General features: G+C 64.8%; 9 protein-coding genes and 2 tRNA genes. 1 reads left to right on the forward strand and 10 read right to left on the reverse strand.

Annotated features, from left to right (window positions below):
• Positions 1 to 167 precede the first annotated feature (167 nt).
• The 9 genes from ACOOF5_RS06005 to larB form a co-directional block, all read right to left on the reverse strand.
• A complete protein-coding gene (locus tag ACOOF5_RS06005; RefSeq protein ID WP_420437590.1) occupies positions 168 to 1,388 on the reverse strand; it encodes an acyl-CoA dehydrogenase family protein in 1,221 nt (406 codons plus the stop codon).
• 158 nt (positions 1,389 to 1,546) lie between these two features.
• The gene (locus tag ACOOF5_RS06010) at positions 1,547 to 5,623 is read right to left on the reverse strand and encodes a hydantoinase B/oxoprolinase family protein (RefSeq protein WP_420437592.1); all 4,077 of its coding nucleotides are present in this window, start codon (positions 5,621 to 5,623) and stop codon (positions 1,547 to 1,549) included.
• Positions 5,624 to 6,452: 829 nt separating this feature from the next.
• Entirely contained in the window at positions 6,453 to 8,027 is a 1,575-nt protein-coding gene (locus ACOOF5_RS06015) for an HNH endonuclease (protein ID WP_420437594.1), read from the reverse strand.
• A gap of 1,322 nt (positions 8,028 to 9,349) precedes the next feature.
• Positions 9,350 to 9,862, reverse strand: a complete 513-nt coding sequence (locus ACOOF5_RS06020) for a hypothetical protein (RefSeq protein WP_420437596.1) — start codon at positions 9,860 to 9,862, stop codon at positions 9,350 to 9,352.
• Positions 9,863 to 10,023: 161 nt separating this feature from the next.
• Positions 10,024 to 11,124 carry a hypothetical protein gene (locus ACOOF5_RS06025; RefSeq protein ID WP_420437598.1) on the reverse strand — a complete coding sequence of 367 codons (1,101 nt, stop codon included), beginning with the start codon at positions 11,122 to 11,124 and terminating at the stop codon, positions 10,024 to 10,026.
• Positions 11,125 to 11,796: 672 nt separating this feature from the next.
• Positions 11,797 to 13,164, reverse strand: coding sequence for an FAD-dependent oxidoreductase (locus ACOOF5_RS06030; RefSeq protein ID WP_420437600.1), 1,368 nt, complete (start codon positions 13,162 to 13,164; stop codon positions 11,797 to 11,799).
• A gap of 49 nt (positions 13,165 to 13,213) precedes the next feature.
• Positions 13,214 to 13,287: transfer RNA gene (locus ACOOF5_RS06035), tRNA-Arg, on the reverse strand.
• Between the two features lie 103 nt (positions 13,288 to 13,390).
• Positions 13,391 to 14,716 carry a nickel pincer cofactor biosynthesis protein LarC gene (gene larC, locus ACOOF5_RS06040; protein WP_420437602.1) on the reverse strand — a complete coding sequence of 442 codons (1,326 nt, stop codon included), beginning with the start codon at positions 14,714 to 14,716 and terminating at the stop codon, positions 13,391 to 13,393.
• Positions 14,716 to 15,534 (reverse strand): nickel pincer cofactor biosynthesis protein LarB, encoded by an 819-nt coding sequence (larB, locus tag ACOOF5_RS06045; RefSeq protein WP_420437604.1) that lies wholly within the window; start codon positions 15,532 to 15,534, stop codon positions 14,716 to 14,718. Before larB ends, larC begins: the two co-directional genes overlap by 1 nt.
• Positions 15,535 to 15,636: 102 nt before the next feature.
• Here larB and pheA point away from each other — a divergent pair, with 102 nt between their 5' ends.
• On the forward strand, positions 15,637 to 16,578 hold the full coding sequence (gene pheA / locus ACOOF5_RS06050) for a prephenate dehydratase (protein WP_420437606.1): 942 nt from the start codon (positions 15,637 to 15,639) through the stop codon (positions 16,576 to 16,578).
• A 181-nt stretch (positions 16,579 to 16,759) separates the two neighbouring features.
• Here the strand turns inward: pheA and ACOOF5_RS06055 are convergent.
• Positions 16,760 to 16,844: transfer RNA gene (locus ACOOF5_RS06055), tRNA-Ser, on the reverse strand.
• Positions 16,845 to 16,851: the final 7 nt, after the last annotated feature.

Below are 16,851 nucleotides of genomic sequence, written 5' to 3' on the forward strand. Positions count from 1 at the left end.
AAATCAGGCTGATCGGGCAACCACGCTCTCGTAAGTTCGGCACGGGACGGGACCGCCCGCGCTACCGGAATAGCTCTGACCACCGGCCGGATCCCGTTCTCACGACACGTCGTGTGTGCCGCCCACATCGTAGCTATCAGCCGGGACACAGTCGGCAAACTTTTGGCCTAGCCAGCGTCGGCGGGTTCGTCGTAGAGGCCGTTGCGGCCGAGGCGTACCAGGAGCTCCTCGGTGCTCCACGGCAGCATGGTGGCTCCGCAGCGTGCATCGCGGTAGTGCTGTTCGAGCCGGCCGGGCCGCAGCAGCGACCGCCCGCCACAGGTGCGCATTGCGAGCGACGCCATCTCGGGGGCGCTCTCCATGGTGGTCACTGTGGCCACGTGTGCCCGACGCAGCTGTTCGGGATCGGGGTCGGCGCCGATCTCACTGAGCACGCGGTAGGTGAGGGACTGCGCCCGGTCGTAGATGAGCTGCAGCTGCGCCCAGCCGGTCTGTTTGATCGGATGATCGCGCGATGCCTTCACGCCGGACTCGCCGCGCAGGTACGTGCGGGTGGCGTCGAGGATGGCCCGCATCAGCCCCAGATAGCTGAACGTCAGGCTCATGTAGAACTGCGGGAAGCGAGACACCATTGCGTTGAACATGCCCGGCGGCAGCACTTCGTTGGCAGCGGGCACGAATACGTTGTCCATCACCAGGGTGCGCGAGTCAGTGCCGCGCATGCCGATGGGGTCCCAGTCGCCGACGATCTCGAGACCGTCCCCATCGCACGGCACGCCGAGCAGCCGGATGCGGGGGTCGCCCTCGACGAGAGCCAGCACATTGTGAACGTGGGCGGCACCGCTCAGCGAGGCGAAGATCTTGCGACCTGTGACGCGGTAACCGCCCTCGGTGGGCACCGCGACGGTGCTGAAGCCTGATCGAGCACCCGGTGCCTGACCCTCGGAGAACGGCTGGGAATGGATGACGCGGCCGTGCACCATTCCTTCCCACAGGGGCGGGCGCGTCCTCGCGAGGTGGGCGGCCATGGCTCCATCGGGGTCGAGCTGCCTGCCGCGCTCACCTGACAGCAGCGCCTCGGCAATCGGCCCCGACAGCAGGGCTGTTGCCGTGTGCATGTTGAACGTGAGCGCGGTGGTCGCGCAATGCCGGCCCATCTCTTCGGCAACCAAGGCATAGCCCACGAAGTCAGCGCCCAGCCCGCCGGCCTCGGTGGGCACGCACAGGCCCAAGAAGCCAGCGTCCGCCAAGTCGGCCCAGTTCTCATGGGGGAAGCTGGCATCGCGGTCGTAGGCCGGGGCACGCTGCGAGAACGCCGGCCCGATGTCGGCCATCTTGGCCACCAGCTCGGCTCGATGCGGCGTGAACAGTGTCGAGGCGTCAGTCATCGGTGCCACTGTTGCACTTTCCGATGGGCAACCACGGCTTCGCGCAGTGCTGCCCGCTCTTGTCGCCCATACCCGGGCAATTGGCGCTCATCGACCGCTCTGGCCCCAGCGCCCAGCCTCGTCAACGCCGCCGATCCGCAGCAGCTTCGTGTCATGGGTCAACGGTTGACGCAATGGGACGCGTAACCACCGCGCTCAGAGGCGTCCGCAGCGAACTCCGAACCGAAGCCGCCTCCGCCGGGTGTGTGGATCTCGATCACATCGTCTTCGGCGACCTCCACTCGGGCGCACCCTTCCAGCTCGGTCACGGTGCCGTCGGCGCGTTCGAGCAGATTGCGGCCCAGCGCACCGTCTTGGCCGCCGGCCACGCCGAACGCAGCGATCCGGCGGCGACTCGACAGCAGGTTCGCTGTCATCGCCTCGCCGAAGCGCAGACGCCGCACCACGCCGTCGCCTCCCCGGTTCGCACCACACCCGCCAGACCCGCGGCGCACCTCAAACCGTTCGAGCAGCACCGGGTGACGCTGCTCGAGGATCTCAGGGTCGGTGAGCCGGGTGTTGGTCATGTGGGTGTGCACGGCGTCGGCACCTCGACGGCGAGCGGTCGCGCCCGCTCCCCCGCAGATCGTCTCGTAGTACTGGTGGCGGTCGTTGCCCCAGATGAAGTTGTTCATCGTGCCCTGCGAGGCCGCCACAACGCCGAGAGCGCCGAACAGCGCATCGGTGATCTGCTGGGAGGTCTCCACGTTGCCGGCGATGACCGCGGCCGGAGGATGGGGCGACAGCATCGAAGGATCGGGCACCACAAGCTCCAGTGGGCGCAAGCATCCTGCGTTGAGGGGGATGGCATCGTCGACCAGACAGCGGAACACGTAGAGCACTGCCGATCGGCACACCGCCACCGGGGCGTTGAAGTTGCCAGGGTGCTGGCCGCTGGTGCCGGTGAAGTCGACCACCGCGCTGCGATTCGCAGAGTCAACCGAAATGCGGACGCAGATGACACTGCCGTCGTCGAGCTCGGCCCGATAGCTGCCCCGGAAGTTGTCATTGCTGCCGAGCGCATCGATGACCCGCCGCACCATCTCTTCGGCGTTGTCGGCGACATGGCCCATGTAGGCATGGACGACGTCGAGGCCGTAGTACTCGACAATGCGGTTCAGCTCGGTAGCGCCACGCTCGCAGGCCGCCACCTGGGCTCGTAGATCGGCGACGTTCTGGTCGGGGTTGCGGGCCGGCCACGGGCCGCTGGCAAGCACCTCGCGGACCTCGGATTCGAGGAATCGGCCCTCCGCGACGATCTGCAGGTTGTCGAGGACCAAGCCTTCCTCGTCAATGGTCGTGGAGTCGGCCGGCGCCGAGCCGGGCACGCAGCCGCCGATGTCGGCGTGGTGGCCGCGGGCGGCCACATAGAAGATGCGCTCGGTGCCCGACGCATCGAAGACTGGCCGCACGACGGTCACGTCGGGCAGGTGCGTGCCGCCGTTGTAGGGGTTGTTGAGCACGAAGACATCGCCAGGCGACATATGGGGGTTCTGGGTGATCACCGTGCGGATGGACTCGCTCATCGAGCCGAGATGCACCGGCAAGTGCGGGGCGTTGGCCACCAGCCGGCCTTCGAGATCGAACAGCGCGCAGCTGAAGTCGCGCCGTTCCTTGATGTTCACTGACACCGCGGTGTGCTCGAGCACGACGCCCATCTGCTCGGCGATGTTCATGAACAGGTTGTTGAAGATCTCGAGCTGCACCGGATCGACGCTGGTGCCGATCGCGATGCTCGACGGTCGTGCCACGACGCGTTCGAGCACGAGGTCGCCACGGTCGGTGATCGTGCCCTGCCAGCCCGGCTCGATCACCGTGGTGGCGTTGGGCTCGACGACCACCGCCGGGCCGGCCATGACGGCGCCGGGTGCCAGCGCTGTGCGATCCCAGAACGGGGTCTCGTAGGGGGCGCAGGAGTGAGGGGAAGGGTCATTACGTGGCGATTCGTCACCGATATGGGTCCCGCCTGCGCTCATGTAGGTGGTGTGCGTGGCGAGCAGCGCGTCGCGGTCGTCAGCAGGAGGTGTTGCGGGAGGCGGATCGGCGGCGCGGCCTCGCGCCTCGATGTGCAGCGCATCGACCACCAGCGCCGTTGCCGAGTTCGCCCCTCCGGGCGGGCTGAAGCCGAACCTCGTCCGGTGTGCAGCCGCGAACGCCGCGGCCACCTCGGCGGCCGTGCTGAATGACGCCGCCCCCATGGCAGCCGTACCCGATGACGCCGCCCCCATGGCAGCCGTACCCGATGACGCCGCCCCCATGGCAGCCGTACCCGATGACGCCGCCCCCATGGCAGCCGTGCTCAACGGCACCTCGAGCGTGGTGTCCGAGCCTCGGTACCGAACGGCGAGACGTCCGGTCACCTCGATCCGTTCGGGGGGCACACCTGCAGCGGCTACCGCTTCGGCGGCGGCGGGGCGTGCAGCGGCAAGTCGACGGTGCAGATCCTCGATGAGCGCCTCGTCGAGGGGGGCTTCGACAGGCTCGGCACGCAAGTCGGTCACATCGGCCAGTCCGATGCCCAGCGCGGAGAGCACCCCGGCGTGAGGGTGAATGAAGATCGTGGTGATGCCGAGCCGATCGGCTACCCGGCACGCATGCTGCCCGCCTGCTCCGCCGAAGCACACAAGCGTGTAGGCGGTGATGTCGTGGCCGCGCTCGGTGCTGATCTTGCGGATCGCGTTGGCCATGTTCTCCGCAGCAATCTCGCCGTAGCCGAACGCCACCTCGGCGGTGCTGCGCCGCACACTGCTGGACTCCGCAATCTGCTCGGCCAGTTCGGCGATACCGGCGGCGGCTGCGTCGACATCGAGCGGTTCGGTGCCGCTGGTGCCGAACATCGCAGGGAAGTACTCGGGCCGGATCACGCCGAGCACCGCGTTGGCATCGGTGACGGCCAACGGGCCGCCGTTGCCGTAGCAGGCCGGTCCGGGGTCGGCTCCAGCCGAGTCGGGGCCGACTCGCAGGCGGCTGCCGTCGAAGGCCAGCACCGAGCCGCCGCCGGCTGCCACCGTGTGCATGTCGATGATCGGGGTACGCACGCGGATGCCCGCGACTTCGGTCTCGTTCGCCCGCTCGAACTCACCGGCAAAGTGCGACACATCGGTCGATGTGCCGCCCATGTCGAAACCGATCAGCCGCTCGAACCCGGCTGCCTGGGCGGTGCGAGCCATGCCCACGACACCGCCGGCTGGGCCTGACAGCAGTGCGTCACGCCCGGTAAAGCGCCGGGCATCGGCCAAGCCGCCGTTGGACTGCATGAACTGCAGCTGCGGGCCGTCGCACTGCCCAGCATCACCGCCGCCAACGCGCTGCCCAGCGTTGCCGCTGCCAACACACTGCGCAGCATCACCGCCGCCGTTGGACTGCATGAACTGCAGCTGCGGGCCGTCGCACTGCCCAGCATCACCGCCGCCGTCGCACTGCGCAGCGTTGCCACTGCCGTCGCACTGCGCAGCGTTGCCACTGCCGGTCCTCGACGCCACCCCGTCGGCTGTACCGATCCTCGACGCCACGGCGTCGACGTAGCTACGCAGGATCGGTGACAGGTAGGCGTCGGCGACGGTGGTGTCGCCGCGAGGAACCATCTTGACCAGAGGGTCCACTTCGTGGCTCACCGAGACCTGCTCGAAACCGATCTCACGTGCCGCCCCAGCCAGCGCCGCCTCATGGTCGGTGTGCCGATAACCGTGAACCAGCACGATGGCCACCGCCTCCATGCCGCGCTCACGAGCCGCCTCCATGGCAGCCGTGGCGGCCGGCAGATTCAGCGGGCACAGCACCGTGCCGTCGGCCGCGACGCGTTCGGAGACCTCGAGCACCTCGGCATAGAGCATCTCGGGCAGGACGATGTCCAGCTTGAACAGGTGCGGTCGGGTCTGGTACCCGATGCGCAGCACATCGCCGAACCCCGCCGTAGTGACGAACAGGGTCGGCACGCCACGGCGCTGCAGCAGCGCGTTGGTGGCCACCGTGGTTCCCATTTTCACGGACCGAATCCGGTCGGGCGGCAGCGGTTCGTCGCGAGGTACATCCAGCAGGTCTGCGATGGCAGTCGTCGCGGCATCGTCGTACCGGCGCGGATCCTCGCTCAGCAGCTTGTGGGTGACGAGGCTGCCGTCGGGTCGACGAGCCACTACGTCGGTGAACGTGCCACCGCGATCAACCCAGAAGTCCCAAGCGCCCGGCACGGTGTCCACGCCGTGAGCCTAGATAGGTGCCTGTTTGCGTCGCGAACTGCAAACTCAGCCTGCGCACAACACGTTTCCACAGCGCTTTCCAAAACGGCTCGATTTGTGCGCAGTGTTTCCGAAATGTGCGCATTGTCGTCACCATCGATTGACGGGTCGCCGCTGGCCGATGGAACATGTTTCATCGACAACCCGCCGTCCGAACTGGACGATCGCGCCGCGGAGCTGATCGTCACCGTGTGCGATCAGCACTTCCGCATTGGCGTCTCGGCAATCGGCCGTCCTGGTCGAAATCCGGGTGCTTTCAAGCACGATCCGTAGTCGCCCACGCTGAATCTGAGTGTGGAGCAGCAGACTCAGAGCCGACGGCATCGTGGCACCCACCCACGCCGAGCCCCGCACCCGTGGCAACAGGGGGATTCTCGTGCCAGATCCGATGAGGAATACACCCGCCGACCAACAGCGGCGGACCGCCAGGTGGGCCGTGGCTTTGCGGAAGCGAGCGCCGTGCAGGATGCTGTCGCAATAGTTGAAAACCTGGCGGGCAGCGGGATCGTCGAAGGGGTAGTCCGCCTGATGTAGTTGAACGGGTTGAGGGCATTGAGGAGCTTCGAGCGGGCACGGGTCAGCCGACCGAACGAGCGCAGGCGAACGGGCACGAGTGAGACGGCCGAATGAGTGCAGGCGAGCGAGCAGGCGCTGGAACTTCGCAGTCTCGGGGGCCAGCTCAGCCCTGATGTCAGAGTCGAAGTCGTGGGCGTAGGTGCCGCCCTGGTACTTCACGCTGTAGCTGAACTTGGTGTCGAACCGTCGGATGTCGAACCGATCGGGGTGATGGTCAGGCTGCGGTTGCTGGTTCGTGGTGCGGTGCGCGGAGAGGTCCGGGTGATCGGGTCGGGTCTCGATGGGGCGGTTCGGTGCTGCGGTCGGCGGGTGGCGTTCGGTCGAGCCGGTCGTCAGGGGGTCGCCGGCTAGGCCGGTCACCATGCGGTGCTTGGCCGACTCGGTCACCGGGCGTTGCCTGGCCGACTCGGTCGCCAGGCGGCGGCCGGCCGAGCGGTTCGGTGTTGTGGTCGGCGGGTGGCGTCGGGTCGGGCCGCTGTAGGGGGGGTGCCCGTCGGGGTCGTCCGTCGGGTGGGGTTTCGATGGGCCAGTGGCGTTGGTGGTGGTCGGTGTGGCACGGCTCGCACAGGTTGGCGAGGTTCGCAATGTCGGTGTCGCCGCCGTCCTCGTAGTGGTCGATGTGATGGGCGTGACAGCGTTCTGAGTGGGTCGCGCACGCGATGCAGCCGCCGTCGCGGATAGCCAGCACGATCCGCTGCGCCTCAGAAGCGCTGCGCACCCGGCCCAAGGCGAGCTGGCTCCAGTCGCTGCTGAACACCGCAGGCAGGATCCTGGCGTCAGCGGCCAGCTCGGCGAGCTGTGCCGCTGACAGCGGCGTGCCGTCGTCGAGGCGGGCATTCGCGACCTGCCCGGTGACCAAGTCGTAATCGGCGGCGATCACCAAGCTGGCCCCCGGACGCTGACGGCCCAGGATCAGGTCGCACAACGCGTCGGCGCTGCGCTGAGCGAAACTGTCGCCGGCTGCGTCATCGCGTCGGCGCACAGCTCGCTCGGCCGCAGCGAGCTGCATGCTCACCTGCCGGCCGGCGAGGTAGTCCAAGTCGGCACGCAGATGCCACATTCCGTCATCGCCGAGCACCAGCGAGCAGCGACGCTCGGCGCGCTGGAAAGCCAGCTCCGCGTCGGCGGGGTCGATGTCGCCGCTGTCGGCTTGGGCCTGGACCTGCTCGATCTCGTATTGACGCCGATAGTCGAGCGTGCGCCGAGCGATCATGTCCGACGGGTACGCCTCGCACAGCTCCAGCAGGTCGCTCTCGTCGAGCTTGTGCTCCTTGGGGGCCTCCCGGGCGACGAGCCTCGCGTGAGAGGCCTGAATGTCGCCCGCCGCCAATGCGTCGAACGTGTCGGCCAGTGCATGCTCGGTGAGCGCTTCAGCGAGATGAGCTTCGCTGCGAGCCTGCGCGGTACTCATCCGGGTGTGCTCGCGCAGCTGCCACGCAGCCGACCGCGCCCCGTCACGGCACACCAACTCGCCCACCGCCGCCAAGAACCGCGCCTCGGCGCGGGACCGCTCGGCGGCCAGTTCCACGACACGGTCCACCAGATCGTCATGCGCCAACAACTCCAAGCCCATCTCCGACACACAATCAGCATCAATGAACGCGCCACGCTCCGCGCCTGCCGCAGCAGCCCGCTCCCGGCCCGCCGCCCGGTTCAACTCAACCCAATAGGCCTGATCATCAACCGCCACCGCCGGAGGATCACCAACGTCAGAGACGCCAGCCGAGTTCGGGTTAATGACGGCCGAATTGCCGTCGGGCAAACTCTCGGCGCAGCGCTCGGTAAACATGAGAGAAGCATACACACGTACACCTCCAATTGCAAACATCTGATCGTATGAAATGGAATCCTCGTGTTTTCTCCGGAACGGGGCCACCAGACTCGACGCACTCTCATGCGTCACCAGGATGCTGCGGGTCGCAAACTCGCACCGCCGGCGAATCGAAGCGCTTGACAGCGCCGGACCGCGGAACAGGTGCCAGATTGCGCCCTATTGCCGTGAGATAGTCGCACTCAATCCTGCTGCTCATCAGCGCGCACTCCCCGAGGAAATGCTTCCTCAGGAGGATAACAGGTCTTCAGATCACAGCTCGCGGGACCGCTCGTCGAAGGCTTCGAGGGCGGGCTCGTGTTCACATTCATCCAACGACAGCCTCAATATCATACCGAATGCCTCCTCTGATGGCGGTGGCACTGATAATCCGGTCATCGTCGTTGGATTGTCGCATCCATCGGTGAGCTTCGTCAAGATTGAAGCAGATAGACTATTGCCATGCATGATACAAGATTAAGCGCTGTCGCTTGCGATCAGTATCAAGACCTCATGAACGATACGCGTCGTCGTCACGAATTCCTTCGATGTTTGGACAGCGCCGTTGCTCATGACAATCATTGGCTCGAAACGGCGGGCCTCCAGGTACGCATGATGCTGGAAAATATCGTTTACGCATGCTTAGGGTCCGCCGCGGGTCAAGTCGCGCGACCGATCCGTGTGATTACCAAGAGTTACGCATGGTTCCCGAGCGCAGACCACGCGACTTGACTTCTGGCGGACCCTTAGTTGCCAATGGGCAGTACTTCAATGCCGACGAGAAGGTCCTCCGTGCATGGCGACCCCAACAGATCGTCTCAAACCTCGACGATAGGCTGCCCCACGATTGTTGGCCTGTCCCGCTCGTACTGAATGAGCCACCCGCCAGTCTCGACGACAATCCGATGTTCCGAGGAGAGCTGGTAGTCCGCCCCGAGAGTGACTGGCTCACCAAAGACGAATGCAGGGCAGCCCACAGAGAATTGGGCGAACTGTTGCACGCCCGAAACCCCTTAAGGCAGAGTTCTCCCAGTTTTGATTACTTTGCGAACGCGCTCGGCGGGTGGGTCGGCAAAGTAGCACATCTCCTTATGCACCACCAGATTGCCTCGTCGGATGAGAATCGTATGTGGGTGGTTTCTGTCACCACTGATGGCACGCAGATCGCGGAATTCGTCGCGCTTGCAAAACTATCATGAATGGCGCCGCTGACACTGGCCCCATCTCGCGATGCACGGACCACGAGAGGCGGATGTCGAAAACGGACACCCGAGTAAGAAAGAGTGATTCTTCTCGTTCCGTCATGAGGGATAACTGAGCGGGACATATGCGTACGGCAAGTCCTCGCACTCAGGGTGAGGCGTCGTGACCCACTTCAATTGGTGCGGAACGAAGGGCCGAGTGGAGACCAGCATGATCTCGCCGGATATAACGTCACCCACCGAGACAAGCTCCTCGGTCAGCGGGTCATGACCATGTTCGTCGATCCAGAAGCCTTCGGCATCGCGGAGAATCACCATGCCTCCTGGTACGACGTGCCGTGCCTCCAGTGAACTCTGTGGCTCGACACCGGTTTGCGAAGTCGAGCCTGCGTGTTCGGCTCCCATCTGCTGCCAACGGGCCGTGTCGGGCTTGAACACCTGTGTGATGCGCCGTTCACTGCTAGATGCAACGAGGTCTCGCCCGACCTCGAAGAGCAGCAGAGATTTTGAGCCGTCACGAGCATGGCCGACGATACAGTTTGATCCGATGTCGATTCGAACTTGTAGTGGATTGAAATAGGCCGTGTTTTCAGCCAGCGACTTGTCTTCCACCCCCACGAACAGATCCGGCGGACCCTTGGACAGACTTCGCAGTACAGCTGTACACGCGCTACCAATTGCTAATGCACTGGCTACAAGAGCTACGAAGTATACAAGTATCCGCCAACCAGAGCGCGAGCGTTGAAGGCGACACCCTCGCCGTAAACAGCTCATTACCGAGTAAGGACCGATACTCCGAGACCATCTTCAGCCAACGTAACCGGCGTGAAGCTCTGATCCTGCCGAATGCTCCTGTCCCCACACCCGGAGCCAAAGCAGCCTCTGTGAATCCCGACCACAGTGGAAGCGACATACCATGGGCCTCCGCTGTCACCCCTGCGGCCGTAGACATTGCGTACACGCACTTGATTGCATACTTGAGTGATCCTGCCTCTGTGACATGTGTTCGTGTACTTGACAGTACCGCAACTGTCGCGATTTGTACGTCTTCCGTAGAAGCAGTACGTATCGCCGATATTGATCTGGCTACGAGGTTTCACGGCAGTGACGAAACGCCGACCCGAAGACGAAGAACTCGTATAGAACTGTGCAACAACGGACTCCGAGGTCGAATACCAAGCGTAGTCACCGTAGTAGCCCTCGTATTCCGTTTCAAGGGTCAGTGACGATTCAGAGCCATCTACGGGATCCACGTAGTCAAGATTGTCCGGGCAGTGCCCAGCGGAGAGAATCCCCTTCGTGCTGCCCCGCTGAACTGCAAACGCCAATGTGCATGCGAGCTCCGAAGTATTCGGAAACTGTGTTTCAGTTCCGCCGTATGCGGTGCTCGTTTCAAGCAGATCTTCCGAAGTCCACTGGACGCTGGTACCGATCGTTGGAGCTTCCAGTTCACGTATCGCATCGGTGATCTCAGTTGCGATGGCCTTACCTTCGTCGACTGCCACGGCCACGACTACCTGTCCACGCAGAATGTCAGGAGAAGTCGAGAATTCACCGATATCAAACTTGCCGACAGCGGCAAAAATCTGCTCTACCTTGGCAATCAGACCAGACTCTGATACCTCGGCGGACGTGTCAAACTCGATGGCAACAGCTCGCGCGGCTACCTGAGCGCGAAGCTCGACCGGTACCTGCCCAACCCATCGCACGGTAGTACGAGCAGAAAAGTCTGCCGCATGGTACGCACCGCCGAAAGATTGTGGGTAGGACTCACGCCAACTGGCGATAAGCGGTGCGACCGCCTCCTGATGCTTGAGTCTCGCCAATGCGGTCTCAATATCCACGCCGTAGGCGACCGCAACCTGTGCTGCCATCCTCTACAGCGCTCCATCAGATTCATCAGCGTCGTCAACACCCGTCGCACCGACAGGCCCGCTGGGGGACTGGGCCGTTGGCCCATCAGGACCGTCGGATTCGGCAGCAGCCATCGGGGCGGGCAACATAGCCGCTACGAGGATGGTCGCCAAAAGCAAAAGGCGAACTCGCCTTCGAGTTCGCCGATCGTTCATTGACCACCAGTTTCCGAGGGGATCACCCCTGCTCCTCAGCCTTAGATTCAACACTGTTCGCTCCTTCTGTGAACTCAACTCGCGATACGATATTCGCGACCTGGCTGCAACATAGCAGGTAGATTGATCGCCTTGCAAGAGGCACTATTCTACGGTTGTTTTGATTCAAATCGAGATTCGATTCAGGCTCCGCCGCGGCTCATGTCGCGCGAACGATTCGAGCGATTGCCAAGTGCTACGCGGGGTTCACGGAGCTCCCTGTTTCCGCGTGGGATGAGCGTTTGAGGGTCCCGGCTGGATAGGGAGGGATCCCCGAGAATCGGAGGTGTCTTATAGCCCCGATTCGGAAGGATCTCTGTGGCTGTTGACCTTTGGCGCGTGTTGTTGTTGATCATCGGTCTGGGGCCTGGCGTCGCGGTGCGCGATGTGCGGGGCCGCTGAGGCGGGCTGCTGTCACGCACTTGGTCAAGCGGTCAGCTACGCCGTGGCTTTGCGAAATCGGGAGCCGTACAGGATGCTGCCGTAGTAGTTGAAGACCTCGCGGGCAGCGGGATCGTCGAAGGGGTAGTCGGCACCGATCTGGGTGGCAACGGCGAGCCCGGTCACGAAGCAGGTCTCCTGGCTGTTGACCAGCGTGTGCGCCCCGCAGTGCCAGCTATGGCGCTTGCCCTGGATGAAGCGGAAGAGCGGCACGAGCAGTGCCACGTGGCGGACGTCATGCACGATGTGCTGGAACCACCAGCGCTTCACGACGTGGCCGGGATCGATGGGAGTGATCGGGTTATACGTCACCAAGCATGGCCGATCCGAACCGTGAGCCCACGGCTGCTGGTTACCCATGATGTAGGTGAGCTCGTAATTGTCTGGCCGTGCTCCGTACTGGGAGACATGGTTGGTACGAGTGGACAGGCACTGCACTTCGTCGTCGGGCAGGACTGAGGGGTCCGAGTGCACAATCACATGGTTGTGGAGCTCGCTTTCGTAACGAACCGACGAGAGCAGGTAGCGCTCCAGCGTGGTGGGCTTGTCCAGCATCATCAGCGTCTGGTTCGCATTGGCGGCGAAGATGACTTCGTCGAACGATTCGCGGGCGCCAGACACATCCTCGACGATTACGCCGGACTGCTGGCGGTACACCTTGCGGACCGGACAGCTCAGGCGGATCTTGTCGGTGAAGTCCGCGGACAGGTTCTCGTAGATGCGCCGGGTCCCCTGGTCCCAGGTTTGCATCGGCGTAGCGGACTCGATGTCGAAGAACTCCAGATACCTGGCAAACAGCGCTGCGGGCATGTCGAACACGTTCGTCGCCATCAGAAAGTTGACAAACATGGGTTTGAGCACCTTGTAGCGGAAGTCGGCCGAGAAGCCGCCCACGTTCAGCACGGTGCGCATGCTGATGTAGTTGAACGGGTTGAGGGCATTGAGGAGCTTCGAGCGGGCGCGGGTCAGTCGCCCGAATGAGTGCAGGCGAGCGAGCAGGCGCTGGAACTTCGCAATCTCGGGGGCCAGTTCAGCCCTGATGTCAGAGTCGAAGTCGTGGGCGTAGGTGCCGCCCTGGTACTTCACGCTGTAGTTGAACTTGGTGTCGAACCGCTGGATGCCGAACCGCTCCAACAGCAGCAGCACGTGGTCGTACACCGACGGGATCAACGCCGTGACCGAGATGTCGAACGGGATCGTGCTGCCGTCGGCTTGGGGCATATCGACCGTCATGGCGTTGCCGCCGAGCTGATCGTTGGCTTCGAACAGAACGAAGTCGAACCGGTCGGGGTGATGGTTCAGCGCCCACGCGGCACCCAGCCCGGACATTCCGCCACCGACAATTGCGATCCTGCGCTGCGTCATGGTGCTCCCGCCGCTCAGCATGCCGCTGGCGGGATGCCGTGGCTCTCAGCGCGCTTGGAGGGACTCGAACCCCCAACCTTCTGATCCGTAGTCAGATGCTCTATCCAATTGAGCTACAAGCGCTGGTACCCACCGAGCACGGGCCGGCCGGCGGCCTGATGGCACCCGAACAGTCTAGGAGGAGGCGTCTCGAGGGCGAAAAGCCATTTCGGATTCTGACGCGCTCTCACCGCTGGTCGGGCTGCTGCGCAGCGGCAAGCAGGCCATCAGCGCGGGCTATCTCCGCCGGCGTGCGACCGAGCGCCTCGGCGGCGGCGATCACGTCGGACCACTCGGGCTTGGCCCGGTAGGGGCCGTGCTTGACAGAGATCGTGTGGCCGTCGACGTCGACGGTTGATGTGTGCCGCTCCAGCGCGGTGCGCACAACCGTGCGGGCGCGCAGCCCCAGCGTGCCAGTGAGCCGGGCGGTGAGATCAGCCAGCAACGTCACGGTTTCGGGCTGGCACAGGACCGCCAGGGTGTGCGCTGGGCGACCCTTCTTCATCACGATCGGGACGGCCCAGGCGTCGAGCGCGCCGGCCGCCAGCAGCTCCTCGATCGCGTGACCCAGCACCTCCCCGGAGACATCGTCGAGGTTGGCGGCCAGCTCTACGAGCTCTTCGGTGGCATCGGCGCTCGCCATCTCGGCCATCGCCGCACCCAGCGGCCCCGATGACCGGGCCGCCGACGCCTCGCTTGCCGTGCCGACGAGCACGCCGGTGACGTTCGGACGTCCGGAAATGTCCCGGGTGCCTGCACCGAAGCCAGTGCTGGTGAGCGTCATGGCCGGAGCAGGCCCGAAGTACTCAGCCAAGGCAGCGACGATCGCGGCACCCGTGGGCGTCGTGAGCTCCATGTCGATGTCGACGCCGACGATCGGGCGATCCGCCAGCAGGTTCACGACTGCGGGCGGCGGGTTCGGCAGCACGCCGTGGGCTGCGTTGATCGTTCCCTTCCCCACCGCAACCGGTCCGCTGCACACCACATCCACACCGAGCGATTCGAGCGCGGCGCACACGCCGACGACGTCCACGATGGCGTCCAAGGCGCCGACTTCGTGAAAATGCACCTCGTCGGCCGGCATGCCGTGTACCTGGCCTTCGGCCTCAGCCAGCGCCTTGAACACCGCGAGCGCCCGCCGACGGACGCGGTCGGCCAGCGGTACTGATTTGAGCAACGCCCGGATGTCGCGCCAGCGCCGGCGGTGATGCCCCTCGGGCGCGACCACGATCGCCCGCGTCGCCGCGAGCTCGTTCCGCCGCACGCGTTCGCTGCCCAAACTCCAGCCATCGAGAGAGAGCAATTCCAGCTGAGCCGTCACAAAATTCAGATCGGCGCCGGCGTCCAGCAACGCCCCCAGCGCCATGTCGCCGGCGATGCCCGAGACCGGGTCGAACCACGCCACCGTGCCGTTGGGCCCAAGCAGCCCAGCAGCGCCGTCGGGACCGGCGTCAGCAAGCGTCGGCTCGCTCGCAGTTGCGATCGGGGCACCTGCCGTCGGGGAATCGTGCATCACACTGTGCCGCTTTGGGCGCCCGCAGCCAAGTCCAAAATGCGCATGGCCGCCATCGCTGCGCCGAAGCCGTTGTCGATGCCCACCACCGTGATGCCCGCCGCACACGAGGCGTGCATGGCAAGCAGTGCCGTCACGCCGGCAAGCGCCGCGCCGTAGCCGGCACTGGTCGGCACAGCGATGACCGGTGCGGGTACCACGCCGGCAACGGCCGTGGCGAGCGCCCCCTCCATCCCCGCCACCACGATGACGACATCGGCCGACGCCAGCGTGTCGATCTCGGCCAGGAACCGATGCAATCCGGCGAGGCCGATATCGGTCACTGGCTCAGCACTCACGCCGAAGGCGCTCAGTACCGCTGCGGCTTCGGAGGCCACCGGACCGTCCGCCGTGCCCGCCGAGGCCACCACCACCCGTTCCGGCCGTACGCCAGCAGCACGCCACACCACGGTCGCCAGATCAACCGGGTTCACCGTTTCGTCCGCGACCTCGAGGTCGCGGTCTGCAGGCCGGTGCACCGCACCGTCCGGGCAGGCTGCCAGCGATGCCTCGGTTTGAGCGGGATTCGCCCGCGTCAGCAGCACCGGACCAGAACTGCCGCTCAGCATCTCGGCCACGATCCGGGCGCACTGGCTCGGCGACTTGCCTGGCCCGTACACCGCTTCGGGATGACCGGTCCGCAGTGACCGGTGGTGGTCGATGCGGGCCCCCGCGACCTCGGTGTATGGCAACCGCCGCAGACGGGCCACCGCTTCGTCTGCGGGCACCGTCCCGGCACGCACTTCGGCCAGCAGATCGGCGAGTTGTTGTGCGTCCATTGCCTGTCGTTCTACCTGCCGCGGCCCCGGGTCCGTTGCTCTCAGCGCGCTGCCTATCCTGCCCCAATGGCTACAGCCGGCTCTTCATCAGGCATTCTGAGCATGCCGCCCTCGACGCGGATCGGCTACATGGGTCCGCACGGCACCTTCACCGAAGCCGCGCTCGCCACGCAGCCCGACCTGTCCCAGGCCAAGGGAATCCCGCTCATCTCGGTCCCCGAAGTGCTCTCGGCACTCGACGACGGGGCCGTCGACTACGGCTTCGTGCCGGTCGAGAACGCCATCGAAGGCGCCGTCAACGTCACCCAGGACGCACTCGCTTTCGACTTCGACTTCCTGATCCAGCGCGAGGTCGTGGTGAACGTCCAACTCAACCTGATGGCGCTGGCAGGCACAGCCACCGCCGACGACCTCTCGGCGATCCACACGGTGCTGTCGTTTCCCGTGGCCATCGCCCAGTGCAGGGCGTTCCTGCACAATCAGCTGCCCGATGCCGAGATCGAAGCAGCCACCTCCACGGCCCTCGCAGCCCGGCGCATCGGCGAAGAGCAACTGGCTGGCGTGGCCGCGATCGCCAGTCCCGCTGCGGCGGAGATCTACGGCCTCGAAACCGTCGCAGAATCGATCGAGGACCACCGCGACAACCAGACCCGCTTCCTGCTGCTCGCAAAAGGCCAAGTACCACCTGCCAGCGGCAACGACAAGACCAGCATCGTGGTGTTCCAGCAGCAGAACGAGCCGGGCAGCCTGCTCGGGATCCTCATGGAGTTCGAGGCGCGCCGCCTGGACCTGTCCCGGCTGGAGTCCCGCCCGACCCGGCGCGGCCTCGGCGAATACTGCTTTCTGCTCGATTTCGAGGGTCACATCTGCGACGAAGTGGTGGCGGACTGCCTGCGCGCGCTCAAGATGAAGCAGCGCGACGTCAAGTTCTTGGGTTCGTTCCCCGCTGCGAACGGCAACTCCTCAGGCCGCGAGCGCGTCAGCGAGGAAGCCTGGACCTCATCAGACCACTGGCTGAAGTCACTCCGCCGCCTCATCGTTTGAACACCGCCGGCCGTGACGGAAGGTCAGCTCGACATGAATCGCCCTTCCCATCCGCTCATCCCCACTCCTCGGTGATCTTGCACTTCCTCATTTGGGCTCTTGTGTTTCGAAGGCTGCGATGGTCTGATGGCGTAGCGGACGCGGCCACCAGCCCATTGGCCTGATACAGCTCAGCCTGTTGCGGAGGGAGGGGGATTCGAACCCCCGGAGGCTTGCGCCTCAACGGTTTTCAAGACCGTCGCAATCGTCCGCTCTGCCACCCCTCCGCAGGCC

This window comes from Candidatus Poriferisodalis sp. (assembly GCF_965214215.1).
Classification (GTDB): domain Bacteria; phylum Actinomycetota; class Acidimicrobiia; order Acidimicrobiales; family Poriferisodalaceae; genus Poriferisodalis.